The sequence below is a fragment of the Leptolyngbya sp. DQ-M1 genome (assembly GCF_039962505.1).
Classification (GTDB): Bacteria; Cyanobacteriota; Cyanobacteriia; order Leptolyngbyales; family Leptolyngbyaceae; genus Leptolyngbya.
Window position 1 is genome coordinate 235861 of record NZ_JAMPLJ010000005.1, and the last position, 26651, is coordinate 262511.

A 26651-nucleotide genomic window follows, 5' to 3' on the forward strand; every position below is an offset into this window, starting at 1 on the left:
TTGGAAATCCTGGATCATAGAGACTCATAACGTCATTTAAAGTCAACGACTTTGAATCCAGAATGACTCAGAGATGCCGAAATTGACTACTCTGGTAATGTAAAGAACTCTTAACTTTAGGCGCGAGTGATGGAACCGATATATCAGTACGCCTGGCTCATTCCCGTTCTGCCATTGGCAGGGGCGATGCTTGTGGGTTTAGGGCTGATCACCTTTAACAAGGATGTCAACAAGCTCAGAAAAGCGAACTCTATCTTCATCGTGTCCTTGATTGGCGCGGCGATGACCTATGCGTTTGCTCTATTCTGGAGCCAGTATCAAGGGCACGAACCTTATACACAATCGATCGAGTGGGCAGCAGCCGGAGACTTCCATCTGTCGATGGGATACGTCATCGATCCCCTGTCCTCGCTGATGCTCGTGATCGTGACCACTGTAGCTTTTCTGGTGATGATCTATACCGATGGCTACATGGCGCACGATCCAGGCTATGTACGTTTTTATGCTTATTTGAGCCTATTCAGTTCCTCGATGTTGGGCTTGGTTATCAGTCCGAATCTGGTACAGGTCTACATCTTCTGGGAATTGGTGGGGATGTGTTCATATCTGCTGATCGGCTTTTGGTTTTACCGCAAGGCGGCGGCAGATGCTTGTCAGAAAGCGTTTGTCACCAACCGAGTCGGCGACTTTGGCTTGCTGCTTGGGATTTTGGGTCTGTACTGGTCTACCCGCAGCTTCGAGTTTAATGAAGCTGGGGCACGACTCCAGGACATGGTCGCAACCGGATCGCTGAGCGGTTTCGTTGCCGCATTGTTTGCGATTTTGATCTTCCTAGGTCCTGTGGCGAAGTCGGCACAGTTTCCGCTGCACGTCTGGTTACCGGATGCGATGGAAGGCCCGACTCCGATTTCAGCCCTGATTCACGCAGCAACGATGGTGGCAGCAGGAGTATTCCTGATTGCGCGAATGTTCCCGGTGTTCGAGGGCATTCCGGCGGTGATGAATACGATCGCTTGGACGGGTTGTTTTACGGCATTTTTGGGCGCGTCGATCGCGATTACCCAGAACGACATCAAGAAGGGCTTGGCGTATTCTACGATGTCGCAGTTGGGCTACATGGTGATGGCAATGGGTGTTGGAGCCTATAGCGCGGGACTATTTCACCTGATGACCCATGCTTACTTTAAGGCGATGCTGTTTTTGGGATCGGGATCGGTGATTCATGGCATGGAAGCGGTTGTCGGACATGATCCGGTGTATGCCCAAGACATGAGAATGATGGGCGGTTTGCGGAAATATATGCCCGTCACCGCGACTACCTTCTTGATTGGAACATTGGCGATTTGTGGAATTCCGCCGTTTGCTGGCTTCTGGTCGAAAGATGAAATCCTTGGCTCGACGTTTGCCGTGAATCCGATCATGTGGGCGATCGCTTGGGGAACTGCCGGGATCACTGCTTTTTATATGTTCCGGATGTACTTCAGCACGTTTGAAGGCGAGTTCCGGGGCACAAATGCCGCTATGAAGCAAACGCTCAAAAACGAACAGCTTCAAATGGCAGGATTAGCATTTGGGCCAGGGGCAATGGATCCGCGTGAACTGACGATGGAAGCTCCAGGCGAAGAAGTTGATCCTGGCAACGACGAACATCACAGCCACGAACCGCACGAATCGCCGATCACGATGACGTTACCGTTGATGATTCTCGCGGTTCCGTCGGTGCTGATTGGCTTAGTCGGAACGCCGTTTGCCAACTACTTTGAACACTTTATCCACGCTCCGAGTGAAGCGGTTCAAGTGGCGGCGGAAGCAGGCGAAGAAAGCCTGACGGAGTTCCTGATTATGGGTGGAAACTCCGTCGGGATCGCGCTGATTGGAATTACGTTAGCCTCGCTGATCTACCTCCGAGGCAAGATCGATCCAAGTGCGATCGCCGAAAAGATCCCTGCTCTCTATCGCCTCTCGAAAAACAAATGGTACTTCGATGAAATTTACAACGAAGTCTTTGTTCAAGGGAGCCGTCGTCTGGCGCGTCAAGTCCTGGAAGTCGATTCCAAAGTCGTCGATGGTGTGGTGAACCTTGCAGGTTTAGTCACGTTGCTAACAGGCGAAGGACTGAAATACTTTGAAAACGGTCGCGCTCAATTCTACGCGCTGATCATTTTCGTGGCGGTTCTAGGATTGGTGGTCTTCTCCGGTATGACCTGATTCAATCATCCTTCTCAGGGTGGGGGCGACCTCACCCTTTCATCTGAAGACTCTGTTACGATTTCTTATTTTCAATAAGAACCGTCTAGGATCGTCCTATTACTCCCCGCGTGTTATCTTCACCGCAGTATAAACAAAACTTAACAGTAATGATTGAGAACTTTCCCTGGTTGACTACGATCATTTTGTTTCCGATCGTGGCTTCCCTTGCAATCCCCTTCCTGCCCGACAAAGACGGAAAAACCGTCCGCTGGTACTCCCTCGTTGTCGGTCTGATTGATTTTCTGCTAATCGTTTACACCTTCTACACCCAGTACGATTTCTCCAACCCAGAAATGCAGTTGGTGGAGCGTTATGCCTGGGTTCCTCAAATCGACCTGAATTGGTCAGTCGGAGCCGATGGTCTGTCGATGCCGTTGATTATTCTGACTGGGTTTATTACAACGCTGGCAATTCTGGCGGCTTGGCCCGTTACCTTCAAGCCTCGCCTGTTCTACTTCCTGATGCTGGTGATGTATGGCGGGCAGATCGCCGTCTTTGCCGTCCAGGATATGCTGTTATTCTTCCTATCATGGGAACTTGAACTCGTTCCAATCTACTTTCTGCTTTCGATTTGGGGCGGAAAAAAACGGCTGTATGCCGCGACGAAGTTCATTCTCTACACGGCAGGCGGTTCGCTGTTTATCTTAGTTGCTGCTTTGGCAATGGCATTCTATGGGGATAGCCCCACCTTTGATATGCAAACCTTGGCGCACAGGCAGTTCCCGCTGACGTTTCAGTTGTGGATTTATGCGGCGTTCTTGATCGCGTATGCCGTGAAGCTGCCGATTATTCCGTTACATACCTGGTTGCCCGATGCTCACGGTGAAGCAACAGCTCCGGTGCATATGTTGCTGGCTGGAATTCTCTTAAAGATGGGCGGATATGCGCTGATTCGCATGAACGCGGAAATGCTGCCTGCGGCTCATGCGATCGTTGCCCCGGCGCTGGTCATCCTCGGTGTCGTCAACATCATTTACGCAGCGTTGACCTCATTCGCTCAGCGCAACCTCAAACGCAAGATCGCTTACTCTTCGATTTCGCACATGGGCTTTGTGCTGATCGGGATCGCATCGTTTACCGATCTTGGTTTGAGTGGTGCGGTGCTGCAAATGGTGTCGCATGGTTTGATCGGAGCGAGTCTGTTCTTCCTGGTGGGTGCGACTTACGATCGGACTCACACCCTAATGCTCGATGAAATGGGCGGTGTCGGTAAGCAGATGCCGAAAATCTTCTCGATGTTTACTGCTTGCTCGTTGGCATCGTTGGCGCTCCCTGGAATGAGCGGATTTGTGGCAGAACTGATGGTCTTCGTCGGATTTGCGACCAGTGACGCTTATAGCTTGCCCTTCCGGGTGATTGTGGTCGGTTTGGCAGCAATTGGTGTAATTCTGACTCCGATCTATCTGCTCTCGATGCTGCGTGAGATCTTCTACGGGCCAGAGAACAAGGAACTGACCTCGCACGAAGTTCTGATTGATGCAGAACCCCGCGAAGTCTTCATTATTGCTTCGTTGCTGGTTCCGATCATTGGCATCGGGTTCTATCCAAAGATGCTGACGCAGATCTATGACTCGAAAACGCTGCAATTGACGGCGCGTTTACGTGATGAGGTGCCGACGTTGGCAAATCGTAAGGCAGATACGATCGCGGCTCAAGCCACGACTGCTCCTGCGCTTCGATAACTCATCTTGATTCACTCAAAAATCCGACTTCTTGAAAGAGGTCGGATTTTTTGTACTCACAATTTTGGTATTCGGCGCATATCTAGGGAAATTAATCAGGCTTAGGCGCGATCGTCCCTCGCAATCCCGCAGATTTTCAAATCTATCTGATTCCAGTGCTTTCGATCGCCGGCGTGAGCAGCTAGACGCTTCAACCAAAGACTCAAGATGCACCGGGTTTGGGCTTCACAGTAGACGCAACGTACAACTCTTTTAATTGTCTGTCATCAACGCTAGAAGGAGCACTGGTGAGTAAACAACGCGCTTGCTGTGTTTTCGGGAAGGCAATCACATCGCGAATCGACTCTTCACCGGATAACAGCATCACCCAGCGATCGATGCCATAAGCCAATCCCCCATGAGGCGGTGCGCCATATTCAAACGCTTCGAGCAAGAAGCCAAATTTATTTTGGGCTTCTTCGGCGGAAATGCCGATCGTTTCAAACACTTTCGCTTGTAGTTCAGGCTGATGAATCCGCACACTGCCGCCACCCACTTCAAACCCGTTAAAGGCTAAGTCGTATGCCTGAGCGCGAGCGTTTTTGAGGTCATCGACATCATCGGGGTGCGGTGCTGTAAACGGATGGTGCAGCGCTTCTAAGCGTTTCTCATCGGCATTCCACTCGAACATCGGGAAATCGACCACCCAAAGCAAGTTCATCTTGTCGGGATCAATCATGCCGAGTTCGTTGCCGAGATACTGACGTAAGCGATCGAGTGTTTTATTGACCGTTGCCGCATCGCCTGCTGCAAACAATAACAAATGTCCCGGTTTTGCTGCGGTGCGGGTGAGAATTTCCTGCTTCTGAGCGTCGCTGAGGTTGTCTTTGATAGCTCCGATCGTATCAATCTCGCCGTCTTCGCGAACCCGAATGTATGCAAGTCCCCGCGCTCCGGCTTCTGAGGCTTCTTTGAACACATCGCCACCGGGCTTAATTCTCACATTCGAGATTGCATCATTACCGTTGGGAATCGGTAGAATTTTCACCAATCCGCCTTTTTTCACTGCATCCGCAAAGACCTTGAAGCCGCAGTCTTGTACCACATCAGACACATTCACAAGCTCTAAACCGAATCGAGTATCCGGCTTGTCGCTACCGTAGCGATCCATTGCTTCTGCATAGGTCAAACGCGGGAATGGACGCGGGATTTCAACCCCTTTGATCGTCTTGATAATGTGACAAACCAGCCTTTCATTGAGATCCAGAATCTCATCCTGGGTCATAAAGCTCATTTCCATATCAAGCTGCGTAAATTCAGGCTGACGTTCTGCCCGCAAGTCCTCATCGCGGAAGCATCGAGCGATTTGATAATAGCGATCGAGTCCCGACACCATCAACAATTGCTTAAATAGCTGTGGCGACTGAGGCAAGGCAAACCATTCACCCGGATTTACCCGCGATGGAACCAGATAATCCCGCGCTCCTTCTGGGGTTGATCGCGTCAAAATTGGCGTTTCCACTTCGACAAAGCCTTCTGTATCTTCGAGGAATCGTCGCATCGATTTGATTAACTGATGCCGCAGTTGCAGATTGCGACTCATGCGATCGCGTCTCAAGTCCAGATAGCGATATCTTAGCCGTAACTCTTCGCGCACCGATTCGCTGTCTGCGGCAGACACTTGGAATGGTAGCTGCTTGCGAACGCTGTTGAGAATTTCAATTTCGTCAGCGTAGATTTCGATTTCGCCAGTTGGAATCTTGGGATTGAGTGATTCATCTGGACGCTTGGTGACTCGTCCGACGATTTTGATCACATATTCATTTCGCAGATCGCCTGCTGCTTTGTAAGAATTTGGAGTGCGTTCGGGATCGCTAACGATTTGCACAATGCCTTCACGATCGCGCAAATCAATAAAAATCACATACCCGTGGTCGCGTCGGCGATCAACCCATCCGAAAAGAGTGACCGTTTCACCAATGTTGCTCGCTCGAAGTTGACCACAGTACAGGGTACGCATATCGCTTGAAAAGAGGGTTAAAAATTAGAAAACCTCCTAATTATGCCGTATTCACGACACAATCGCGATCGATATTTCGAGCAATGTTTTTCGGCTCAATCATGACTTCGGCAAGGTCGGAAATTACAGAATGCAACAACCTCCCGAAATCTCTCCGATTTAGCAGTATAAGAGATAGTGCTTTTGCTCTATGTAAAAGTGGTGTTTGGTAGAAATAGCATGATTAAAACCCTGAAATATCTTCCTGTAGTTGCTTTATCGATCGTTCTAACGGGTGGCGCAACGAAGGGGCTGACTGCCCAAACTACTAGAAGTCAAGCTTTATTGATAGCTCAAAACCAGTCCCTTGATCGATCAGACATTAATCAAGTGATTGATTTTTACGAATGGGTGTTTAGAGCAAAATTTACGCCTGCACAGCGCAGTGAATTTCAATCCATTACATTAAACCGCTTTAACCAAGATCCAGCAGGAACTAAAAAAAGCATTGACGAACTCATTGCCAATTACACAGAAGTCATTGCTCAACCTGAAGCAGCACAAAGCCGAGTGCGACAGGGGTTCACGCAGGAATTTGTCGAGCAATTGCGAAAATTGCCGAACGATGCCGAAGCCAAGCTTTTGCTGTCTGTTTACGAGAGTGCAAACTCGCAAACGGCTTCAACTCAGCCAGAAGGCTCGGCGGAAGGTGTTGGCAATGTTTCGACTCTCACGGGTAAATGGGTTTGGGCACGTACCGGAAGCGGCACGTATACTCAGGGCGGTGCGTATTTGGGGGCGAACGGCTCACGATTCACCTATCAATTTCAGCCGAATGGAACCGTTGAGTTTACTGGAATTATGAATGTTATGAGCGGTGGCTGCAATCAGCAAATTTTCCAGTCTCGAAAAGGAAGAGTGCGGCTCAGTGGCAGTACATTGACGATTAATTGGTCTCCGGGAACCTTTACTCGTGACTTTTCCTGTGACAGCGCAAACAACTACACGAAAACTGTACCCGCCGAAAACGAAACTTATCAGGTAAGATTCAAAGCTGATGTAGGACAGAGACAGCTTTGCTTAACCAGGAAGGATGAAACCTGTTACAGTCCGACAAACTAGAGCAGCAAATAACATTTGTGAGGGCAGAGCAGCACGATCGAGCTTTAGGTAGTAAACTCGTTCTTGCTGCTTATCGTGAATTCTTTTGTGAATTCTTTGTTGTGAATCCTATGCCGCGATTTCTTCATCTTGCCGATGTTCACTTGGGTTACGATCGCTATAACAACAAAGAACGCACCAAGGATTTCTTCTTAGCGTTTGAGAATGCGTTGCTGAAGTATGCAATTGAACCCCAAGTTGATTTTGTCGTCATTGCGGGTGATTTGTTTGAACATCGCACCATTCAGCCGAACATTCTCAACCAAGCAAAAGTTTGTTTACAACTGCTAAAAGAGGCCCATATTCCAGTGATTGCGATCGAAGGCAATCACGATAATCGGCCCTATGGCATTTCGACCAACTGGCTGAAATATTTAGCAGACGATGAATTAGTGATTTTGCTGGAACCCGATCGGGCTGAAACCGGAGGTGTGATTTATGAGATGTGGAATGGTGAAGTGGGCGGATACATTGATCTCGATTGTGGCGTAAGAGTGTTGGGATCGCGCTGGTACGGAGCCTCTGCACCTAGAGCCGTAGAGCAATTAGCCCAAGCGATTCAACAACTTCCAGCGAGTCCGGGACATACAATAATGCTGTTTCATCAAGGGCTAGAAGGTCAGATCGCACGCTATCAGGGCGCGATGCGATACACAGACTTATTGCCGCTCAGAGAGGCAGGGGTTGATTATCTTGCGCTCGGACACATTCACAAAAGCTACGTAGAGCAAGGCTGGATTTTTAACCCTGGATCAACGGAAGCAAACAGCGTGGAAGAAGCCAACTACGATCGGGGTGTGTTTCTCGTTGAACTGAGTGATCAGGGCATTGATGCTCAGCTAAAGAAAGACTATTATCAGCGTCCGTGGGTGCGATTGAAGCTAAAAGCACGGGGACAAGAAAGCACCGAAGACATTGAACAAAGCGCGATCGCCCTGGTTGAAGCCGCAATCCGGTCTGGTGAACTTCAGCCAGAGGAGCAGCCAATGGTAGAACTCCGCATCGAAGGGCAAGTGGGATTCGATCGCCTAGAACTAGATACCCGCAAGCTTCAACAAGACCTACAACAGTTAAGTCAAGCCTTAGTGTTCTTGCTCAAATATGAGGCAGATTCTGTAGAGTATGCGTCTCCGTTGGCGGAAGATGCGAGTCGGACTCAAATCGAACAGGAAGTTTTTACAGATTTATTAGCCGCACACAATCACTATAAAAATCGCGCTCCAGAGTTAGCCAAAGGATTGATTGGGCTGAAAGAAATGCAGCTAGAAGAACGATCGGAAGCTGAGCTTTATGAGTTTGTCGAGGAGCTTTTAGGCGCTTAAGCGAGTTCAGATTAAAAGGCTGAGCCGCTTCCTAATACCAAGTCAATTCGTGAATGCTACAGATCTTGGAAGCCCCCTAAATCCCCCAGAGTGGGGGATTTAGGGGGCTTCCAAGATCTGTAGCAATTGAAGATTAATTTGGTATAACAAAACAGAAGCGGCTCGTCGATCGTTTCCCTATTTCTTGAACTTGAGATCATCGAGCAAGGTATACACCACAGGCACGACGAACAAACTTAGTAGCGTTGAAGTAATCAGTCCGCCCGCGATCGCGACTGCCATCGGAGATCGAAGCTCTGATCCCGCACCCAAACCAATCGCGATCGGAACCATGCCCAAAATCGTTGCGGCAGTCGTCATCATAATCGGGCGCAGTCGGATTGGAGCAGCTTTGAGAATGGCAGCGTTGCGATCGAGTCCTTCGCGTCTAAGTTGATTGATGTAATCGACAATCAAAATTGCGTTTTTGTTGGTTAATCCTAAAAGAAACACAAACCCGATTAGTGAAATCATGCCAAAGTCGCTTTGAGTGATCAGTAGCGCTAACATTGCACCGACCAAAGCAAGCGGTAGCGACAGAGCAACGACGAGCGGATCAATCAAGCTCTTAAACAACCAAACCAGCACAATCACAATGCACAGCGCAGAGAGTCCCAGCGTTTTGCCAAAGCTGCCAAAAATCTCGCGACTACTAGCAGAATCACCCCCCAAATCGAGCGTTACACCTGCGGGAAGAACAGATTTCGATTCCGCGACTAATCGCTCCGTCGCTTCTCCCAAAGACAAGTCTTCACCCAGATTTCCGCTGACATACACCACTCGTTGTCCAGCCTGTCGATCGATCTGTTGAATCCCGTTCCGATTGCTGCTACCGCTCACAGTCACATCAACAATTCCTGAAATCGGTTGCAGACGGTTCTTCAAATCGGTTGCTGCTTTCTCCAGCGTGGCTAAATCATCGCCTTTTAGCATTGCCTGAAGCGGTTTCTGGCTACCTGCTTCGACAAAGGGAATATCTTCTACACTCGTCGAAACGCCTGAAATTTGCGGGAGGCTCGATCGCAGTTGATCTTGTAGTGCGGCAGTGGGTGTGGTGTGGTTTTCTTTGAGCTTGACATAGAGTAAACCTTTATTCGGTTCTCCTTCACGCGATCCCACAGTCGTAAACACGGTTGCGACATCAGAAGATTTTCGCACCGTATCTTCTAGCTGTTTAGCAACATTTAGCGAGTCTTGTAGCGGATTGATTTGCGGCACCTGTCCACCTGCTGCCACAAGTGCTGCAATCTGCTCCTGAGAGGGAATCTGCGGTAAAGGTGCAGTGTATCGCACATTAAATTCACCCCGATCGAGCTTCGGAATAAATCCTTGAGGAATCAACGGAATAATCGCAATCCCCGCAGCAAAACTCGCTAGCGCAATGCCAACCACGATCGCTCGATGCCGCAATGACCACTGCAACAATCGTCGATAAGCCTCATTGAAACGAACCCAAATCATGCTGGTTTGAGTGCGAGGCTGTCCCGGACGCTTCCGCAATAAATAAATCGATAATACAGGCGATAATGTCCGCGCTACCAATAGCGACATAATCATCGCAGCAGAAACCGTAATTCCAAACGGTTTGAAGAACTGCCCAATCACACCTCCCATCAGCCCGATCGGCAAAAAGACCGCAACGGCTGTAAACGTTGCCGCCGTCACCGTTAAACCAATCTCGTTAGTAGCATGAAGCGCGGCTTGTCTTGGAGTCGCTCCGTCTTCGATATGGCGGCTGATATTCTCGACATCGACGATTGCATCATCGACCACGCTTCCAATCACCAGCGCTAATGCCAACAGCGTAATCGTTTCCAGATTGAACCCGAAAAACGCCATGACAATGAACGTTCCAAGCAACGAGATTGGAATTGCCAACGCTGAGATCAACGTCGCTTTCCAACTGCGGAGAAACGGGAAAATGACGACGATCGATAACACGATCGCTTCGATCAGTGCCTCAATTGTGGAATGCGTGGCTTTCTCGATATATTCCGCTTGCGTTGCTGCAAGTGTGAGCTTGACGTTTGTAAGATTGTTTCTAAGTTTTGAAATCTCTTGCTCGACTGCATCAACCACTTCAAGCGTGTTTGCATCTCCGCGTTTGATCACTTGAATCGCGATCGCATCGTTTCCATTGAATCGCGTCAGTGTTGCTCCCGGCTGAGTGCCACCGCTGCCCAACACATTCACTTTTAGAACACCTGGAATTTTTGTGAGTTGTGGAACGATTTGATCGCTCGTCAGCGTCGCTAAATCCTGGAGATTGCGCGAAGTGCTTTCAATCGCATAGCTCACAGCCGCCGATTCATTCAAATTCAGCGCTGTCACCGTGTACTTTGTATCTTTGGGCAACGCGATCGACTTCATCGCCGCTTCAACTGTTTGGCTCGATGTCTCCAGGCTCGTGCCCACGGCAAACGATAAACTCACTGCTGTTTGGTTTGGATAGGTCGAAGACCGAATCTCGGTTAAACCTGAGAGCGATCGCAGCGCTTGTTCGATCGGCTGTGTGACCTGCTTTTCTGTTTCAGTGGTCGCGCTCAGAGGCGCTTCCGCATTTACAACTACAACCGGAAAGGTGACATCCGGGAACAGTGCATACTTCAGCGAACTAAATGCAAACAGCCCAGCCACAGTGATAAATAGCCAAACGCAAATCGTCAATACAGGTTTGGCGATCGCGAGACGTGAGATATTGAAACGCTCCCGTGATTTGGGAACCGGAGTGGGCAGATCCATAAGAAGTCAAACCTGGAAAACAGTAGGTGAGGGCAAAAAAGCGTGAGATACGATCGGAAATTTGAGATGATTGAGCGTGTCTCCTTAGAGCGAGATTACTTTATAAAACTTCATTCTTTCAATGGTCTCCGTCATTCTCGTCCCTCAAGGTGCAGAATATCAAGCCGTTTATCAGGGCGTTCGGTCGAGGATAAATCCACCAGAAGTAATACCTATTTCAGCAGGTGAAGCCGCTGTGCGGCGGATTGATCGCACTTTTGATGCCGCTGAAATCCTACTGATGGGACTGTGCGGCAGTTTATCGCCTCACTTTGACGTGGGCACGATCGCGCTGTATCGTGCCTGTGTGAACGATTCAGGACAGGTAAAAGCGTGCGATCGCGCTTTTACTCAACGACTTCAAGCCCAGTTTCAGATTTCCCCGGTTTTGGGATTCACCAGCGATCGCGTGATTTGTTCGGCGAGCGAAAAGCGCGATTTAGGCAAAACTTATGGTGCAGAAGTCGTCGATATGGAAGGATTCCCGGTTTTGTCTCAGTGTCCGGTGGCGATGCTGCGGGTTGTGAGCGATGATCTCCGGGGAGATTTACCGGATCTCAGCGGTGTGATTGATGCTAACGGTAAGATTCAAGCGGTTCTGATGGCGAAAGCGATGATTCGAAGACCGATCGCCGCAGGTCGGTTAATTCGAGGATCGCTGACCGGATTGCGAAAATTGCGCCAACTTGCAGCGGAGCTACCTTGTTCATGAACGCTCAACTGATATTAGTTCTCTCTAGCGGTCTCGCGTTTTATCTCGCGTGGAATTTGGGCGCGAATGATGTCGCAAATTCGATGGGAACTTCCGTCGGCTCAAAAGCAGTCACACTAAAGCAAGCCTTGATTATTGCTGGAATCTTAGAGTTTACAGGTGCGGTTTTATTCGGCAGCAATGTTTCTCAAACCCTGATTACAGGCGTTCTTGACCCTAAGCAATTTACGCCGCAGATTTTACTCATCGGCATGATTGCGGTTCTTATTGCGGCGGGAGTTTGGATGAATGTGGCGACGCTGTTTGGCTTTCCGGTGTCGTCGTCTCATGCCACCGTTGGCGCGGTCGCGGGAGTGGGTTCTTTAGCATTCGGGCTAGATGCCGTCAATTGGAATACGATCGGAATCATTTCAATCACCTGGATCATTACTCCGGTGGTCAGCAGTCTGATTGCAGCAGCATTCTACAGTGTGATCAAGCGGTGGATTCTTGATCAGCCGAATGCGATCGCACAATTACAAGAATGGATTCCCTGGATCAGTGCCGTATTGATTGGAGTTTTTGGTGTGATTGTGTTTCCAGAGATCGCGCAACCGATTCAAAGTCTGATTAATTTACCTATTCAAAATATTGCTTTAGTTCTAAGTGCAATCTCAATTAGCGCTTTATCGCTCTCAGCATTACAAAATCTGCAAACGGTAGAATCTACGATTGGAAGATTTCAGGTTGTGAGCGCGTGTTTTGTGGCGTTTGCTCACGGCTCGAATGATGTCGGAAACGCGATCGCACCCTTTGCTGCGATCGTTTCTGTGCTGCAATCGGGCAGCGTTCCGACAGCCGACTTTCAAATTCCACTCTGGACGCTGGTTTTAGGCGGAGTAGGGATTGTGGCAGGCTTAGCGGTTTTGGGTAAGCGGGTAATTTCAACGATCGGGGAAGGCATCATTTCACTCCAGCCTAGCGGCGGACTCTGTGCCGAACTCGCGACCGCAACCACAATTTTGGTTGCGTCTCGGTTTGGTTTACCCGTTTCGACTTCTCATGCGCTGGTTGGCGGTGTAGTCGGCGTAGGACTGGTGCAAGGCTTGAAATCAATTCAATTCCAGACGATTCGGTCGATCGTTCTCACCTGGCTGATCACAATTCCAGTTTCGGCAATCTTGAGCGGGATTCTGTTTTTGATTTTGCGATCGATCTTTGTGGCTTGAATACATCCGTGATCGTAGCAACACGGTGAATCGCGTTGCTACCAAATCCTTAGAACGATCGTTTCTGCAACACCCCCGATTGTCTCAATTCCTTTAGATCTTTCGTGCCTGTACAAAACAATACGGTCGTAATCTCCGCTTTCAAAATATCCACTAATAAGTGCAGCGCTTCTTCCGACTCGTTCGCCGCCTGCAAAAACGGCAACGCTAAACCCGCCAGATCTGCGCCAAGCGCGATCGTTTTGGCGATATCCAATCCGTTTCGCAATCCACCAGAAGCAATCAACGGAATCGTCGGAGAAACCTGTCGAACCTGCGTAATACAATCAGCAGTTGGAATTCCCCAATCTGCAAACGTCATTCCCAATCGACGCTGCTTCGGATCTTGAGCGCGTCCACTTTCGACCTTTGCCCAAGAAGTCCCACCCGCACCCGCAACATCGATCGCAGCCACACCCGCTGCAATCAGTTTCTCTGCCATCGATTTCGAGATCCCATTGCCCACTTCTTTCGCAATCACCGGAACGGGGAGTCGATCGCACAACTGAGCAATCTGATCGAGCAGACCCCGAAAATTCGTATCGCCCCGCGTTTGTACCGCTTCTTGCAGTGGATTGAGGTGCAAAATCAGCGCATCGGCTTCGAGTAGCTCAACCGCCCGTAAACATTGCTCAATGCCATAGGTGTAGTTGAGCTGAACCGCACCTAAATTCGCAAACAGCAACGCATCTGGCGCGATCGCTCTCAATGTAAACGAATCAGAAACACTAGGATCTTCGATCGCCACCCTTTGCGATCCGACTCCCATTGCAAAGCGATACTCTTGAGCGATCGCGGCTAAACGATGATTAATCGTTTTCGCCAAGTCAGTTCCGCCTGTCATCGAAGAGATGAGAATCGGAGCGCTGAGCGATTTTCCTAAAAAAGTTGTAGCAATCTCAATCTCTGCGCGATCGAGTTCCGGTAAACAACAATGTTCAAAATGATAGTTCTCAAGTCCCGTCGTCGTTTGTTGAAATTGCACATCATCTTCTAGACACACTCTCAGATGATCCGCTTTGCGATTCTGAGTTTCCATCGCTCCATTCATAAAATTATTCAGCCCAGTATTTTCTTATCCTTTCACAAGCTCGACTCCATCCCGCCCGTCGATATCTTGCAGATACACCTTAATCATCTCCTCTTTTGCGGTTGGGAGCTGTTTACCAATGTAGTCTGGATGAATCGGCACTTCTCGATGTCCGCGATCGATTAACACTGCCAACCGAATCACTTCCGGTCGCCCATAATCATTCACTGCATCCAAAGCCGCCCGAATCGTTCGCCCTTTATAAATGACATCATCGATCAGCACCACTGTTTTCCCGGTCAAATCAAACGAAATCTCAGTTTTAGCAGGGGTGCGAACTCCGATCGTATCAAGATCGTCGCGGTAAAACGTAATATCGATCGCGCCCAATAAAACCTCAATGTTTTCTAGCGCATTGATTTGATCCGCGATTGTTTTTGCCAGGGGAACTCCCCGCGTATAGATTCCAAGCAAAACCAACTTTGATAAATCACCCGATCGTTCAACAATTTGCGATGCAAGGCGATTTACCGTTCGGCGTAACTCTTCAGCAGACAAAATTTCAATTCGTTCCAGCGGCATGGCGCGATCGTTTCTACAGGGTATAGCGTTAGCGTACAAGGAATTTGATCCACCCTGCGCCAATTCTTTATTTGCTCCCGCTTGTTCAGGGGGTTGATCATACCTCTACCTACCGAGTGAGGATATTTATCAATCCTGCGCTGTTTTTCTTTGACAGGGTTGAACGACTGTAAAAGAAAATTAAAAAAGGTTGCGAAAACTGGAAGAATCCAGCGCGATCCCTATGTTGGCGCTACGTTTAGAGAATCGCTTTAATCGTTTTGCATCGGAAACTATGAATAATATGCAGCGGTATCGCTTAAGTTGTACGCTTTCATTCGGCGATATTTACGGTCAGATTATTGTCTGGCTAATTGTGATTTTCATCTCTCTTGCCGCAGCAATGGCAATGATGGGTGCAAGTCGTCCAGTTTACGCTCTTGCCACCGTCGGACTCATTCTTGTTTTATCACTGCCTTTTTTACTTTTCGCCTTTGTCACCACCCTGTTAAATCACATCGAAATTACAGAAATCGATTCTGTCAAAGAAGCCCGATCGATGCCCAGCAATTCACCAACCGCTCCACCCCGAACCGCTCAAGCCTGATTCACAAAGCGGGGAGCCAGGGGAGAATAGCGCAGCCCTGCTGATTTCATCCCCACTCCCTACTCTCTACTTCTTTCCGCTCCCTTTTCACAACTTTGCGCTATCGTTGAATCTGCTAACTTCTGTCTTAGCCATTCAACGTTGCGAAAAATTGTGAGGTAATCTTGTGACCGAACTACGGAAAAATCGTTGGCTGCTGAATCTCGTTCTAATTGTGGCAACCGTCGGCTTATTGGGTGTCACAATGTTGCCTTTGATTACCTCTGCATTCAGCAACAATCCCCAAGCGAATAAACCGAGTCCAAATCCTTCTCAAACGGCGACTCCCCAGAAAGCGGATATCGAAGCACAAGCTAGAGGCTATGAAGAAGTCCTCAAGCGCGAACCCGATAATGCAACAGCTCTGCGCGGACTGGTCGAAGCTCGATTACAGCTAAACGATGTTAAAGGAGTTGTTTCTCCACTGGAGAAACTCGCAAAGCTTAATCCAAATATGACCGAATATTCCGTTCTACTAGCTCAGGCAAAACAGCAGTTGAACGACCCAGAAGGAGCAGCCCAGGCTTATCGATCAATTCTTCAATCTAAACCTGGCGATCTCAACGCCCTCGCAGGTCTCTCTGATCTCTTAATCAAGCAGCAGCGCCCTGAAGCTGCGATCGGACTCCTACAAGACACCATTAAGCAAGCGCCGACCGCAAATAAAACTCAGGCAAACAGCGTTGATAGTACAGCCGTACAGGTTCTGCTAGGAAAAGTATTTGCTTCTCAGAAACGATATGACGATGCTCTTGCTACCTTTGACGAAGCTGCCAAAACGAACGCCAATGATTTTCAGCCTGTTCTTTATAAAGCGCTAGTTCTGAAAGAGCAAGGCAAGAACGACGAAGCAAAACCTCTATTCGATAAAGCAGCTTCCCTTGCACCTGCTCAGTTTAAAGATCAGATTACCCGTCTAAGTACAACTCAACCTGCCCCGCCCAATGCAGTGAGTCCAACTACTCCTCCAACCGGAGTGACCCCAGCAAGTCCTGCTCCTAAAAATTAGTTTCATCACATCCCGCGAAAAAGCCAGGATTTAGAGAAATCCTGGCTTTTCGTATTTTTGAATAAATAAGCGCAACAACATTAAAGATCCTCATCCCCTAACCTCTTTTCTTCCCAATGAACAAGAGAAAACGGATTTTAGGCTCCCTTTCCACAGCAGAAAGTCGAGGTGAGGGTAGAGCAGCAGTCTTAAAATTAATTAGGCTGCTCAGCTTATTAAAAATCCTGAACACTAGAAATTCCGCATTGCCCTGATTGGTGCTCCAAGCGGCTCGTTTATGACCATAAATGAGCCAGATTCTTGCTGGGCATATGAGAATTAAGCAATAGTTTCTATCAACTTTGCTACAGAAGCATCAAACTTCATTGACAAAATAAGCCACTTCATCTGACTTTAGACAGATACTTGGTTTTAATTAAAATATTTAATACTTTCGCTTGCTTCACGGTGCATTAAAAAATTGTATAGAACGGAGATGCTCAAACTTTCCTTCAAAGTTATATTGCCGCCACAACTTACTTTCTCACAACTTACTTTCTACTGCCTGATCCATGCCAAAAGTTGTTCTCGTTCATCCTCAAATTCCTCCAAACACAGGGAATATCGCTCGCACTTGCGCTGCAACTCAAACCGATCTGCATCTTGTAGCACCCCTTGGCTTTGAAATCAGCGATCGCTATCTCAAACGCGCTGGCCTCGACTACTGGAAATACGTCTCGTTGACTGTTCACACCTCGATCGCAGACTTCCAAGCCTGCTCGCAGAGTCAGGGTGGGCGCTGGATTGGCTTTAGCGCCAAAGCGACTCAGAATTACACTCAAATCGAGTACCGCGATGATGACTGGCTACTGTTCGGCAGCGAAACCAACGGACTTCCTGACGAAGTGATGCAAGCTTGCCCGATATTGGCTTATATTCCCATCAGCCAACCTGGTGTTCGTGGCTTCAACCTCTCCGTCAGCGCCGCAATTGGGCTATTTGAAGCTCGCCGCCAACTTGGATATCTAACCTAAATATCTATATATTGATGTGTCGAAAAAAGCCGCGATCGCGGCTTTTTTTGCGATCATTTATCGATTACCTAATGACTTCAAACTAAGTGCAATACAAATTTATGCGGATAAATTAGTTATCTTGATCACCAAATACGCATTTTTAGATAAGAAATTTATATGATAAAAAACATATTTTGCCCACGTAATTTTGCCATTTTCCTATCACCTAGATTTAACAATCACAAGGCCACAAGTCGCTCAGAGACAGCAATAGTGCGAAATTTTAACGATTCTAATCATCAAGCTAAAAAAATCAAATCTAAGACATTTACATGAAATTACGGTTGAGCAATGGTATGGTTTACATTAATTTCTTGTCATCAGATATGAACAAGAGATACCTTGACTAAAATCTTGAATTTGTTCTAAAAGATTTCAGTCAGATCATTCCGCTCAAGATTACCCAGACAACTTCGTTAAGATGCTGATCAATCGACTAAGCTTCACTCCAAATCCCCTGATATTTCGGATTTCTCAAAATCCGCTTCAGGCATATGGAGACTGGAATTTAGCCCAACAGCCCGACCGTGGCGAGTTGACAGTTGCTCAAACAATCTGCTATCGATTTTTCTCGGATACACAAACAATCGCTGAGCAAAACAGATTTTCCAAAAATCGTGAATTAGGGTACTCTTGCTTGGGGATCATCAGTGAACGTTTGTTAAATTGTCCGAACATAACTCAATCGAGTAACTGGCAACAAGTTTCGGACTCGATGACAGTTAAATGCTGCACACTTTAGGAGGTCGTTTTTTTGAAACGAGCAGTTCCGCAAGACTTAAACTCGGTTCCTTTCAGCGTACTCGGCTCCGAGACGACTGAAGGACACCCCCGGCAGACCCCAGAGGTCAATCGAACCGTTCGTACCTCTGCTGCCATGCTTGGTCTCGCTTTCTCAGTCGGCGCTTATGGTTTAGCCGCTCCGCGTCAAGCAGAAGCTGCAACCCCCACTGAACCTGCGACATCCGACTTGACTCCCAGCACTGCTACCTCGGCGGATGCACCCAGGGTGTCTGAACCTGCTGGTGCTGCCACAGTGACTCATACCGTTCAAGAGGGACAAACGCTGTGGAAAATTGCAGAGCTTTATGGCATTGAAGTCGCGAAGCTGGCAAACCTGAATGGGCTGCAAACCACTGCTGTTCTGTCGGTCGGTCAAACTTTGCAGGTTCCTGCTGCAAATCAAACAGCGCTCCGGGCAACGCCAATTCAGTCCATGCCCGACCTTAAGGCTGTTCCAGTCATTCCACCGCAAGCAAACGCTTCTCAAGGCGTTTCCTCAACGGTTGTTAAGCGCAAGCAAACTGCACTTGCAGAATTGAAGCAGAACCGCGATCGATTGAAGCAGAGTCTGGCGGAGTTAAAGTCTGAGGAGCCTTCTAAGTCTGAATCTAGCTCGAAAGTCGTAGCGACCCTACCGCAATCGACGAATCCTAGTGTGGTCACGTACCGAGTGAATCCGGGTGAAACCCTTTCTTCGATCGCACAAGCACACGGCATTTCGGCTCGCGATCTGGCTAATCTGAACCAACTCACCAACCCCAATTTCGTCCAGGCAAACCAATTTATTAAAGTGCCTCAGAAAATGGCACAGGCACAGCCTGCTACTGTAGCTGAATCCCAAGCTCCCAGCGTGTCGCAGGTTCAAGTGCCGACAGTTCCGAGTCTTGCCTCGGCTCAAAATCCGATCAATCCCAGCGTTCCGTTGGCAGTGGGTGGTGCTGCTCGTCAAGTTGCCCTGACTCCATCGCGGAGCCACTCCCCAGAAATACAAGCCGTTGATGTTCGGCGAAATGATGACCAGTATGTCAATACTCTGATGTCTGAAATTTCGCGACTGCGGGAACGTTATCAATCTCGGGAAGCCAAACGTGAGGCTCCTAAAGCTTCTAATGCTGGTGCTTCGTCTCGTCGAGTCAATCCGCAATTCAAATCTGCTAGCCAGGGTGGTGCAGCGTCTTTGGGTCAGACTCGGCTGGAGCGCATGTTAGCAGATGCACCCAAGCCAAAGTCTCAAGTTGTGGCAACTGCACCGCTGGGATCAGAATCCTACACCCCTATTCTGCGCTCTCCTGTCGGAAAGACGGTTTCACCCAATCTTCCCCCATTAGGTCGATCGGATGCGTATATGCCGGGCGATCGCTTTAAGGGCTATATGTGGCCCGCTAAAGGTGTGCTGAGTTCTCCCTACGGTTGGCGTTGGGGACGGATGCACAAGGGAATTGATATTGCGGCTCCGGTTGGTACTCCGATCGTCGCAGCAGCCTCCGGTAAAGTGATTACTGCCGGTTGGAATGATGGCGGCTATGGCAACCTGGTTGAAGTCGAACATGCAGATGGTAGCGTTACGCTCTACGCTCATAACAACCGGATTCTTGTCCGCGTTGGTCAGCAAGTTCGCCAGGGTCAGCAAATTGCTGAGATGGGCAGTACAGGCTTTAGCACAGGCCCACACTCACATTTTGAGGTGCATTTACCGGGTCGAGGAGCCGTAAATCCGGTTGCATTACTGCCCCAGTCTCGCAGCTAAGACGCAACCGTGACAGTTGTGAATAGGGAAGGCTAATTAGCCTTCCCTATTTTATTTTCTGGTGCGATCGCTTTATTCACGTTTCTAGTTGTGGTAATATAACTTTGTAAGGCTCAGTAGCTCAGTGGTTAGAGCAGGGGACTCATAAGCCCAAGGTCGCAAGTTCAAATCTCGCCTGAGCCATAAATTTTAGAGGTTGGGGAAAGTCAAAGCCCCAGATTACCCCTAAAACTCCCATAAACCGAATAGCGTGGACGCGATATCTAGAGCGTATTCACAACTTTTAACAGGGTGAAATACCCATAGAAAGCTATGAATACCGAAACTTATACCGCCGTTTTTTCTGTGTGTGAGAACTGATTTATTTAACTAGGACGCTTATACTCCGGTTCTCACACACGCTAGAGTCGAAGCCCAAATTGGAGGTGACTTGGTATGGGAATATTCGATCGCATTAGCCGAATTGCGCGGGCTGAGGTGAATAGCCGTCGATCTCAGTCAAGCCATGATGTGAACTCGCAGGCTAGAGAATTAGAACAGCAGGCGGATTCACTTCGTCGTCAAATAGTGGATTTAGAGACTACGGCTAAAAAATCAATGAGTGGCGCATTGCGGCAAGAGTATGAAACTACGATTTCAAGCCTGAAGCGCTCTCTGGCAACATTAGAGCAAGCAATTCTTGATCTTGGTGGAACTGTTGATTCTAAATCTGCTGGTGTTGACGATTCAGAATTGGAAGCAACAAAGGTAAGTTTTGGCGCTTCGCAGAACTTGATTAAGACTCATTCCCCCTCAGTCGCTGCTATTGATGCAGAGTTAGAAGAACTAAAGCGATCGTTAGACGAACTCTAAAGCGATCGCACTCAATTTCGGAACGCTAAACCTGTTCCTTATCCCCAGTGGCGATGGAAGGAATTGATTTTTAATGAACTCTGAACCCGCGATCGTCATAGGCGCGATCGCGGCCTGGTTGCTCTTGGCACTGTACAGACGGCTTGTATTTCGCATTCGCTTATATTTCGCGCTTGGGCTTTATTTAAGCTTGATAAAGACGGAGAGATTAAATCCTGGCCGCTTGACCCGTGACGACAATTCCACCGACCGGAAAAGGATTACGAGCATGGAAGACATCATTTCTTTCCCGCTACTCACCTCTGGCAGCGATTGAACACCCACATCGTATCGCCTAACGGCGGGTTGCGCTCAGAAAGCGAAGCCCTTCGACTGTAGTAGTCGTAACTGCCTAATTCATTGATGCAATACAAAATGGACACATGATGCTATCTCTCTGCTGTGTCTATGTCGTTGAAATTCCCTACCCCTCGGAAAGCGTGGCTTAGCCGAAGGCAACGCTCCGATGGCGATCCAGGCGTAGCCCGTTCTGCCATGAATGCTTGCTGCTGCAGTAGGTCAACTTTGGACTATTAAGACCGGTCTTCATTTGTTGCAATTCATTCTTTTTCTTTATGCGTTGGTTGTCATAATGCATAAAGAAAGAAGTTATCTATGAGAATAATTTAGCTCTTGTTTGTTCCTTACTTTCTCCGCCCAGATCAATGACCCTTTCCCACAATCTCCACCTGTATTCGTTTCTGTCCCGTTTCAGCCTCGTTAATAAAAGCTACGTTGCCAAAATTATATTAATTGCCTTTCTCGGAACTCATATCCCCCTGTTATCCTTACTGCTTAGTTTTTTGCTCTCAAATGCCTATACTTGGGAAGTCATAGTGCGAGTTCTTTCCATCGCATTAGTGGCAACTCTAGCGGGAACGGGAGCTACACTTTATGCGCTACACCACCTCCTCACGCCAGTCATTTTGACTTCTGCTACCTTGCAGGACTATCTGAACACGCAAACGTTACCGAAACTGCCCATAGAATTTCGTGACGAGGTAGGCACATTAATGGCGAATACCTCAAAAACGCTGCATCAGTTGGATGAGTTGATTCACTACATCAGTCACTATGATGACCTGACTGGCTTGCCCAATCGCAATTTATTCTGTGATCGCTTTGCTCAAACCCAAGTTCAGAACAACCCGCAACTGATTGCGGTGCTCGTGGTGGGCATTGATGATTTTATGGAGATGAGCCATGCTTGGAACCCTGAAACCTCAAGAGTGCTATTGAGAGCGGTCGCTCAGCGTTTAATCTCCTGCATCACTCAGCCCCATATTCTGGCTCACTTGAATGACGATGAATTTGCCATTGCCTTATTAGACATCTCCTCATTTGAGAGCGTCATTCATCTCTCGCAATTGCTGCTGAGTACGCTGATGAAGCCCTTTCCCATCGAAAGTCATCTCATTCACCTCACCGCTAGTGTTGGAATCAGCATCAACAGTGACGCTGCTTATGATGCTGAGCAATTTTTACAACAAGCTCATATGGCGCTGCATACCGCTCAGCAGCAGGGACGAGGGCAATACCAATTCTACTCCCCAGAAATTTCGGCTCAGTTGCAGGAACGACTAGCGTTAGAAAACGAATTATATGGGGCAATTGAGCGTGGTGAAATGCAAGTTTACTACCAACCCTTAATCGATCTGCAGACTCAGCAAGTCATTGCGCTGGAAGCATTAGTCCGTTGGCAGCATCCCACACGAGGGTTAGTTTCTCCAGCAAAGTTTATTCCCATCGCTGAGTCCAATGATTTGATTCAGTCCCTGGGCGAATGGGTGCTGCGAACAGCGTGTGCTCAGAACCGGGCTTGGCAACTGGCTGGACTCCACCCGGTGCGGATATCGGTGAACTTATCAGCTCGACAGCTTGAGCAACCGAATCTAGTGGACATCGTCAAACAGATTTTGGAGGAAACCGAATTGGCAGCGCCTTATCTAGAATTGGAAGTGACTGAAAGCGCATTGATGGTCGATATTCAGCAGTCGGTTAAGCTCCTAGAACAATTGCGAGACTTGGGCATTGTGCTGGCTCTCGATGACTTTGGCACAGGCTATTCTTCCTTGAGTTACTTGAAGCGATTCCCGGTGAACATGCTGAAAATTGATCGCTCCTTCGTGCAGGATATTATGTCCAATCCTGATAGTGCAGCCGTAACTGATGCCATCATTGCTCTTTCCCAAAGCTTACGACTGACTGTTACAGCCGAAGGCATAGAAACACAAGAACAGCTAGATTATCTGCAAAGCCGGGGGTGCCATGAAGGACAAGGGTTCTACTTTAGTTGCCCTGCACCCGCACCGATGATCACCGAAATGCTCAAAAACAAGTCTCAGCAGCTCCAGACCGTCTAGCTTGACTGGGTTGTGCATAATTTCCAACTTGAATGAGGCAACGGGCGGTTAGAACCTTGAACGATCGCTTGATTGCTCGATCGCTTCTGAATTTGGTTTACGACTCCCGATCGAGTGGTGAAGATTCTTACCTGTTTTTGCTCGTAGTCGAAAGCGATCGTAGTTTCGTGTTCAGTAATCGACATTTTTCTGCTCGTCGTCTGTTTCGGTCATGTTCTAGACCTGTGGATGAACGATCACACAGCCCGACCAAATTCATAGCGGTTGATGAACAATCCAATCACCACATCGTGCAACCCCCCCAAATCTGAAACGACTTGGAAATCAAACTATCTGCAACCGTTTACCAGACTGCCACATGAGAAGCCATTGACGGCTGAACTGCTGCGACAGGTGATTCTCGAAACCGAGCCAGACACGCGCAATCGACAAAAGTACTGTATTGCTTATGAGGCGCTTGCTAAATTTGCTGGGGTGATAGACCTCAATGCAACCTCACTCAGAGGCGATTACAGCCCCAAGAGATTGACTCCGAGAGACTTGCCAACTGACAAAGAGATTAGCGAGTGGCGCGATCGCATCAATGCTAAAAACGAGTCTTGGGGTTGGGCGTTTGGAATCATGGCAACCTACGGACTAAGGAATCATGAGCTATTTCATATCGACTTAGAACGGCTGAAACAATCGCCAGTGTTGAGCCTAATTGATGACAACAACGGCGGCGGAAAAACAGGCTCTAGGCGCGTCTGGGCAGTTTTCCCGGAATGGTGGGATAAGTGGCGACTGTGGGATGTGAAGCTCCCAGCAGTGACGGGAAAAGACAATTCAGCCTTGGGGAATCGCGTTACGAAAGCTTTCGCTCGGTACGGATTCAGCAAACCGTACAATCTGCGGCATTGTTGGGCAGTTAGAACGATCGGATTTGGAATCCCCGTTGAATTAGCAGCGCAACAGATGGGGCACTCGTATCAAGTTCACTGCAACATCTACCACTATTGGATTTCTGATGATGTACATCAGAAAGCGTTCGACTTGGCAATGCAAAGACCCGATCGACCATTAGCGCCATAAACCCCCTAAAATCCCCCTAGATTTTGCCAATATTGCAGAACAATTCAGGGTAATTTAGTACATTTGCTCAACTAAAAAGGCCTGATTTTATAAGGAGTTTAGCCTGTACCACAGCAGTACAGGCTTTTTACTGCTGCTGTCCCACAAGCCCAAGGTCGCAAGTTCAAATCTCGCCTGAGCCATAAAGAAAACAAACTCTATAAACGTTTGGATGAGATACTCGAAAGAATCTCGCCCAAATGCTTCTGCCTAATTCAGCTTGTTTTTTACCAACGTCACCAGCTTCGCCTCGTCTGGAATTTCGTACTGTCGTTGAATGCTTCCAAGCGGAGCCAGAAACTCCTCTAAATATTACTTCGAGAGTTGGTCAAAAGAATTTTGAGCCATTGGTTTCACTAAGATTGACGATATCGATCAAGCAATTCCATCAAATAGTCAAAGCCATCGACTCCAATCTCAGTCATTAAGCGCGATCGTTGCTCCTGCAAAAGCTGGTCAAACCGCTCTCCGAGTTGTCCCCGCAGGATTGTTAACAAGCCGGCTGCACTTCTCCAATCATTCGTTCCCATCTGCTCAAGCTTGTACATCGCGATCGCCGAGGCAAAAACGACTCTTTCATAGTCCTGGCGCTGATAAAACGCTTCGCCAAAGTTCGACAAACAGAGCGCATGTAGATAGCGATCGCCCGCATCTACAGCGGCGTAGCTGGCTTGTTCTAGATACTTCAGAGCTTGATCAGTGTCATTCAAGGTGACATAAGCACTGCCTAAGCTGAGGGCGCAGAGTGCCTTGCTCTGAAAGTCCCCTAACTTTTCCGAGAGCGCTAATCCTTGCTCCAGGTAGCCGATCGCGAGTTCATAAGCATCCGGATCAGACTCTAATAGTTGAGCTTGAAACACTTCCGCATAGCCTAAGTTTGCCAGTGCGTTTGCTTCACCCATACGATCGCCCGATTGTCGGCTGAGAATTAAAGCTCTTTGACTGTTACTAATCGCTTCTGCATACTGTTTTTGATGCAGACTGACGCGACTTAGATGGTTGAACGTCGCAATCTCACATCTGCGATCGCCTGCTTCTTGGGCAATCTCTTGGGCTGCAAGGTAAATCTCTTTTGCTAAATCCAAGGCTCCAGAAATACGCTGCGATGACCCGATCAATGTAAGGATTCTTGCTTTCTCCTGAGTGCCTTCGACCCGCTTTAAAGGTTCGCTCAAATAGTTCATCGCTTCACGGAACGATGCACCCGTGAACGACGTGTAAACGGTTCCATACAAAGGAAAGTAGGGGCGCTGAGCAAAGATTCTCAAAATTTGGAGCGACACCCGAAATGAGGCTTCTGAAAAGCGCGCTCGATTGATCGAATTGAGCGACGACGATCGCGCAAAGCCATACGATAACTCCATCCAAATCAAGGCAAAGGTCAAAAAGATCGACACGCACAGCGAGGTGCCAATCTTAGAACTATAGCTTTGATTTTCTGACCAACTGACCAAACCACGCTGCAACGCTTGCACCACGATCGTAAACTCAATCCAATCCGCTAACGTGATTTCGGGTTGAGATTCGACCCATAGACTTGCTGCTTGATTTTGATTTAATGCCGTAAAAAATGATTTGGGAATATTGCCAATCGCTTGTTTTGACCACAACTCCCAAGGCTTTGCCCCTCGCGAGGACTCACCAAATCCTAATTGTTCGGGATTATAAATCCAACTGATGAGATGAGGTTGTAAGGTATTCCAAGACTGAAAACCGCGCAGAATTCCATCACTCAGTTGTGCAAGTTCTTGTTGAGTTTCAACATCAGAAATCGGCTGTTGCTTCAGCGTTACTGCTAATTGTTTGAGTTGATCAGCATTCAAACTATTTGGATGATTGGGATCACTCAAGGTCAGAAAAATGAGTAATCGCTCGGTTTTGTCTGCTTGATTCAGTTGTCGAACTGCGGTCGCGATCGCGCTCCTGTTTTGATTTTCAGACTGCCAGCGCTTCCATTCACCGTCAAGCGTCGAGAGTGCCCGCATCGCCCGCATTGCTTTGGCTTGCTTGAGCTCATCGCTGCGATCGTTCGCCTGAGTTTGAGTCTGCACAAATCGATCGCGAAACTTCGCCTCAAAAATCTCACCGCTATCTGGTTCAATTTCCTGCACCAGCATTTGATAAACCTGTTCTTTTGATCGAATGTTGCCTTTCAGCGTCATTTGAACGATTTGTTCAATCAAATTTGTATAGCGATCGCCCAGTGCAGAATCAGACATAGAACATCCCGTGATGAAGGCTTTCTTCATTCTAAAAGTTCTGGCAAAAGTCTTTCATCTCCGAC

The 26651-nt window shown here is 48.2% G+C and carries 19 protein-coding genes and 1 tRNA gene; 14 read left to right on the forward strand and 6 right to left on the reverse strand.

The window, feature by feature from the left end:
• The first annotated feature begins 129 nt into the window (after positions 1–129).
• Both NC981_RS17590 and ndhD1 read left to right on the forward strand, forming a co-directional pair.
• Positions 130–2208: an NAD(P)H-quinone oxidoreductase subunit 5 gene (locus NC981_RS17590; protein ID WP_348244138.1), complete on the forward strand. Its 2079-nt coding sequence runs from the start codon at positions 130–132 to the stop codon at positions 2206–2208.
• Between the two features lie 152 nt (positions 2209–2360).
• Complete coding sequence (gene ndhD1 / locus NC981_RS17595; protein ID WP_190379510.1) at positions 2361–3932, forward strand: photosynthetic/respiratory NAD(P)H-quinone oxidoreductase subunit D1; 1572 nt, start codon at positions 2361–2363, stop codon at positions 3930–3932.
• A gap of 202 nt (positions 3933–4134) precedes the next feature.
• Here ndhD1 and aspS read toward each other — a convergent pair whose 3' ends face one another.
• Positions 4135–5931 (reverse strand): aspartate--tRNA ligase, encoded by a 1797-nt coding sequence (aspS, locus tag NC981_RS17600; protein WP_348244139.1) that lies wholly within the window; start codon positions 5929–5931, stop codon positions 4135–4137.
• 219 nt (positions 5932–6150) lie between these two features.
• Here aspS and NC981_RS17605 point away from each other — a divergent pair, with 219 nt between their 5' ends.
• Complete coding sequence (locus NC981_RS17605; RefSeq protein ID WP_348244140.1) at positions 6151–7032, forward strand: hypothetical protein; 882 nt, start codon at positions 6151–6153, stop codon at positions 7030–7032.
• Positions 7033–7142: 110 nt separating this feature from the next.
• Complete coding sequence (locus tag NC981_RS17610; RefSeq protein ID WP_348244141.1) at positions 7143–8393, forward strand: DNA repair exonuclease; 1251 nt, start codon at positions 7143–7145, stop codon at positions 8391–8393.
• Positions 8394–8570: 177 nt separating this feature from the next.
• Here NC981_RS17610 and NC981_RS17615 read toward each other — a convergent pair whose 3' ends face one another.
• Positions 8571–11174, reverse strand: coding sequence for an efflux RND transporter permease subunit (locus NC981_RS17615; RefSeq protein WP_348244142.1), 2604 nt, complete (start codon positions 11172–11174; stop codon positions 8571–8573).
• A 121-nt stretch (positions 11175–11295) separates the two neighbouring features.
• Between NC981_RS17615 and NC981_RS17620 the strand changes: the two genes are divergently transcribed.
• Positions 11296–11925, forward strand: a complete 630-nt coding sequence (locus NC981_RS17620; RefSeq protein WP_348244143.1) for a phosphorylase — start codon at positions 11296–11298, stop codon at positions 11923–11925.
• Positions 11922–13133, forward strand: a complete 1212-nt coding sequence (locus NC981_RS17625) for an inorganic phosphate transporter (RefSeq protein WP_348244144.1) — start codon at positions 11922–11924, stop codon at positions 13131–13133. The genes NC981_RS17620 and NC981_RS17625 overlap by 4 nt, the downstream gene beginning before the upstream one ends.
• Before the next feature lie 49 nt (positions 13134–13182).
• On the opposite strand, the gene fni is transcribed toward NC981_RS17625, so the two are convergent.
• Both fni and pyrR read right to left on the reverse strand, forming a co-directional pair.
• Positions 13183–14211: a type 2 isopentenyl-diphosphate Delta-isomerase gene (gene fni, locus NC981_RS17630; protein ID WP_348244145.1), complete on the reverse strand. Its 1029-nt coding sequence runs from the start codon at positions 14209–14211 to the stop codon at positions 13183–13185.
• 36 nt (positions 14212–14247) lie between these two features.
• Entirely contained in the window at positions 14248–14784 is a 537-nt protein-coding gene (gene pyrR, locus NC981_RS17635) for a bifunctional pyr operon transcriptional regulator/uracil phosphoribosyltransferase PyrR (protein ID WP_190379509.1), read from the reverse strand.
• A gap of 274 nt (positions 14785–15058) precedes the next feature.
• Here pyrR and NC981_RS17640 point away from each other — a divergent pair, with 274 nt between their 5' ends.
• From NC981_RS17640 to NC981_RS17670, 7 genes are all read left to right on the forward strand, one after another.
• Complete coding sequence (locus NC981_RS17640; RefSeq protein WP_348244146.1) at positions 15059–15370, forward strand: hypothetical protein; 312 nt, start codon at positions 15059–15061, stop codon at positions 15368–15370.
• 166 nt (positions 15371–15536) lie between these two features.
• On the forward strand, positions 15537–16418 hold the full coding sequence (locus tag NC981_RS17645; RefSeq protein ID WP_348244147.1) for a tetratricopeptide repeat protein: 882 nt from the start codon (positions 15537–15539) through the stop codon (positions 16416–16418).
• A 551-nt stretch (positions 16419–16969) separates the two neighbouring features.
• Positions 16970–17431 (forward strand): tRNA (cytidine(34)-2'-O)-methyltransferase, encoded by a 462-nt coding sequence (locus NC981_RS17650; RefSeq protein ID WP_190379394.1) that lies wholly within the window; start codon positions 16970–16972, stop codon positions 17429–17431.
• A gap of 796 nt (positions 17432–18227) precedes the next feature.
• Complete coding sequence (locus NC981_RS17655) at positions 18228–20003, forward strand: peptidoglycan DD-metalloendopeptidase family protein (RefSeq protein ID WP_348244148.1); 1776 nt, start codon at positions 18228–18230, stop codon at positions 20001–20003.
• Between the two features lie 110 nt (positions 20004–20113).
• A tRNA-Met gene (locus tag NC981_RS17660) sits at positions 20114–20186 on the forward strand.
• A gap of 252 nt (positions 20187–20438) precedes the next feature.
• Positions 20439–20855: a hypothetical protein gene (locus NC981_RS17665; protein WP_348244149.1), complete on the forward strand. Its 417-nt coding sequence runs from the start codon at positions 20439–20441 to the stop codon at positions 20853–20855.
• Positions 20856–21559: 704 nt separating this feature from the next.
• Positions 21560–23257 (forward strand): bifunctional diguanylate cyclase/phosphodiesterase, encoded by a 1698-nt coding sequence (locus NC981_RS17670; protein WP_348244150.1) that lies wholly within the window; start codon positions 21560–21562, stop codon positions 23255–23257.
• Here NC981_RS17670 and NC981_RS17675 read toward each other — a convergent pair.
• Positions 23254–23442: a hypothetical protein gene (locus NC981_RS17675; RefSeq protein WP_348244151.1), complete on the reverse strand. Its 189-nt coding sequence runs from the start codon at positions 23440–23442 to the stop codon at positions 23254–23256. The two genes, NC981_RS17670 and NC981_RS17675, sit on opposite strands and share 4 nt — an antisense overlap.
• Positions 23443–23524: 82 nt before the next feature.
• Between NC981_RS17675 and NC981_RS17680 the strand changes: the two genes are divergently transcribed.
• Positions 23525–24328, forward strand: coding sequence for a hypothetical protein (locus NC981_RS17680; protein ID WP_348244152.1), 804 nt, complete (start codon positions 23525–23527; stop codon positions 24326–24328).
• Between the two features lie 395 nt (positions 24329–24723).
• Here NC981_RS17680 and NC981_RS17685 read toward each other — a convergent pair whose 3' ends face one another.
• On the reverse strand, positions 24724–26586 hold the full coding sequence (locus tag NC981_RS17685) for a tetratricopeptide repeat protein (protein ID WP_348244153.1): 1863 nt from the start codon (positions 26584–26586) through the stop codon (positions 24724–24726).
• Positions 26587–26651 lie beyond the last annotated feature (65 nt).

What these genes read in the sequence shown, in the direction of transcription:
- NC981_RS17685 (WP_348244153.1), bottom strand. Translation starts at nt 26,586, where the DNA reads ATGTCTGATTCTGCACTGGGCGATCGCTATACAAATTTGATTGAACAA.
- NC981_RS17650 (WP_190379394.1), top strand. Translation starts at nt 16,970, where the DNA reads ATGCCAAAAGTTGTTCTCGTTCATCCTCAAATTCCTCCAAACACAGGG.
- NC981_RS17665 (WP_348244149.1), top strand. Translation starts at nt 20,439, where the DNA reads ATGGGAATATTCGATCGCATTAGCCGAATTGCGCGGGCTGAGGTGAAT.
- NC981_RS17590 (WP_348244138.1), top strand. Translation starts at nt 130, where the DNA reads ATGGAACCGATATATCAGTACGCCTGGCTCATTCCCGTTCTGCCATTG.
- NC981_RS17615 (WP_348244142.1), bottom strand. Translation starts at nt 11,174, where the DNA reads ATGGATCTGCCCACTCCGGTTCCCAAATCACGGGAGCGTTTCAATATC.
- NC981_RS17680 (WP_348244152.1), top strand. Translation starts at nt 23,525, where the DNA reads ATGAACAATCCAATCACCACATCGTGCAACCCCCCCAAATCTGAAACG.
- NC981_RS17670 (WP_348244150.1), top strand. Translation starts at nt 21,560, where the DNA reads ATGACCCTTTCCCACAATCTCCACCTGTATTCGTTTCTGTCCCGTTTC.
- NC981_RS17625 (WP_348244144.1), top strand. Translation starts at nt 11,922, where the DNA reads ATGAACGCTCAACTGATATTAGTTCTCTCTAGCGGTCTCGCGTTTTAT.
- aspS (WP_348244139.1), bottom strand. Translation starts at nt 5,931, where the DNA reads ATGCGTACCCTGTACTGTGGTCAACTTCGAGCGAGCAACATTGGTGAA.
- NC981_RS17675 (WP_348244151.1), bottom strand. Translation starts at nt 23,442, where the DNA reads ATGTCGATTACTGAACACGAAACTACGATCGCTTTCGACTACGAGCAA.
- NC981_RS17605 (WP_348244140.1), top strand. Translation starts at nt 6,151, where the DNA reads ATGATTAAAACCCTGAAATATCTTCCTGTAGTTGCTTTATCGATCGTT.
- pyrR (WP_190379509.1), bottom strand. Translation starts at nt 14,784, where the DNA reads ATGCCGCTGGAACGAATTGAAATTTTGTCTGCTGAAGAGTTACGCCGA.
- fni (WP_348244145.1), bottom strand. Translation starts at nt 14,211, where the DNA reads ATGGAAACTCAGAATCGCAAAGCGGATCATCTGAGAGTGTGTCTAGAA.
- NC981_RS17620 (WP_348244143.1), top strand. Translation starts at nt 11,296, where the DNA reads ATGGTCTCCGTCATTCTCGTCCCTCAAGGTGCAGAATATCAAGCCGTT.
- NC981_RS17610 (WP_348244141.1), top strand. Translation starts at nt 7,143, where the DNA reads ATGCCGCGATTTCTTCATCTTGCCGATGTTCACTTGGGTTACGATCGC.
- NC981_RS17640 (WP_348244146.1), top strand. Translation starts at nt 15,059, where the DNA reads ATGAATAATATGCAGCGGTATCGCTTAAGTTGTACGCTTTCATTCGGC.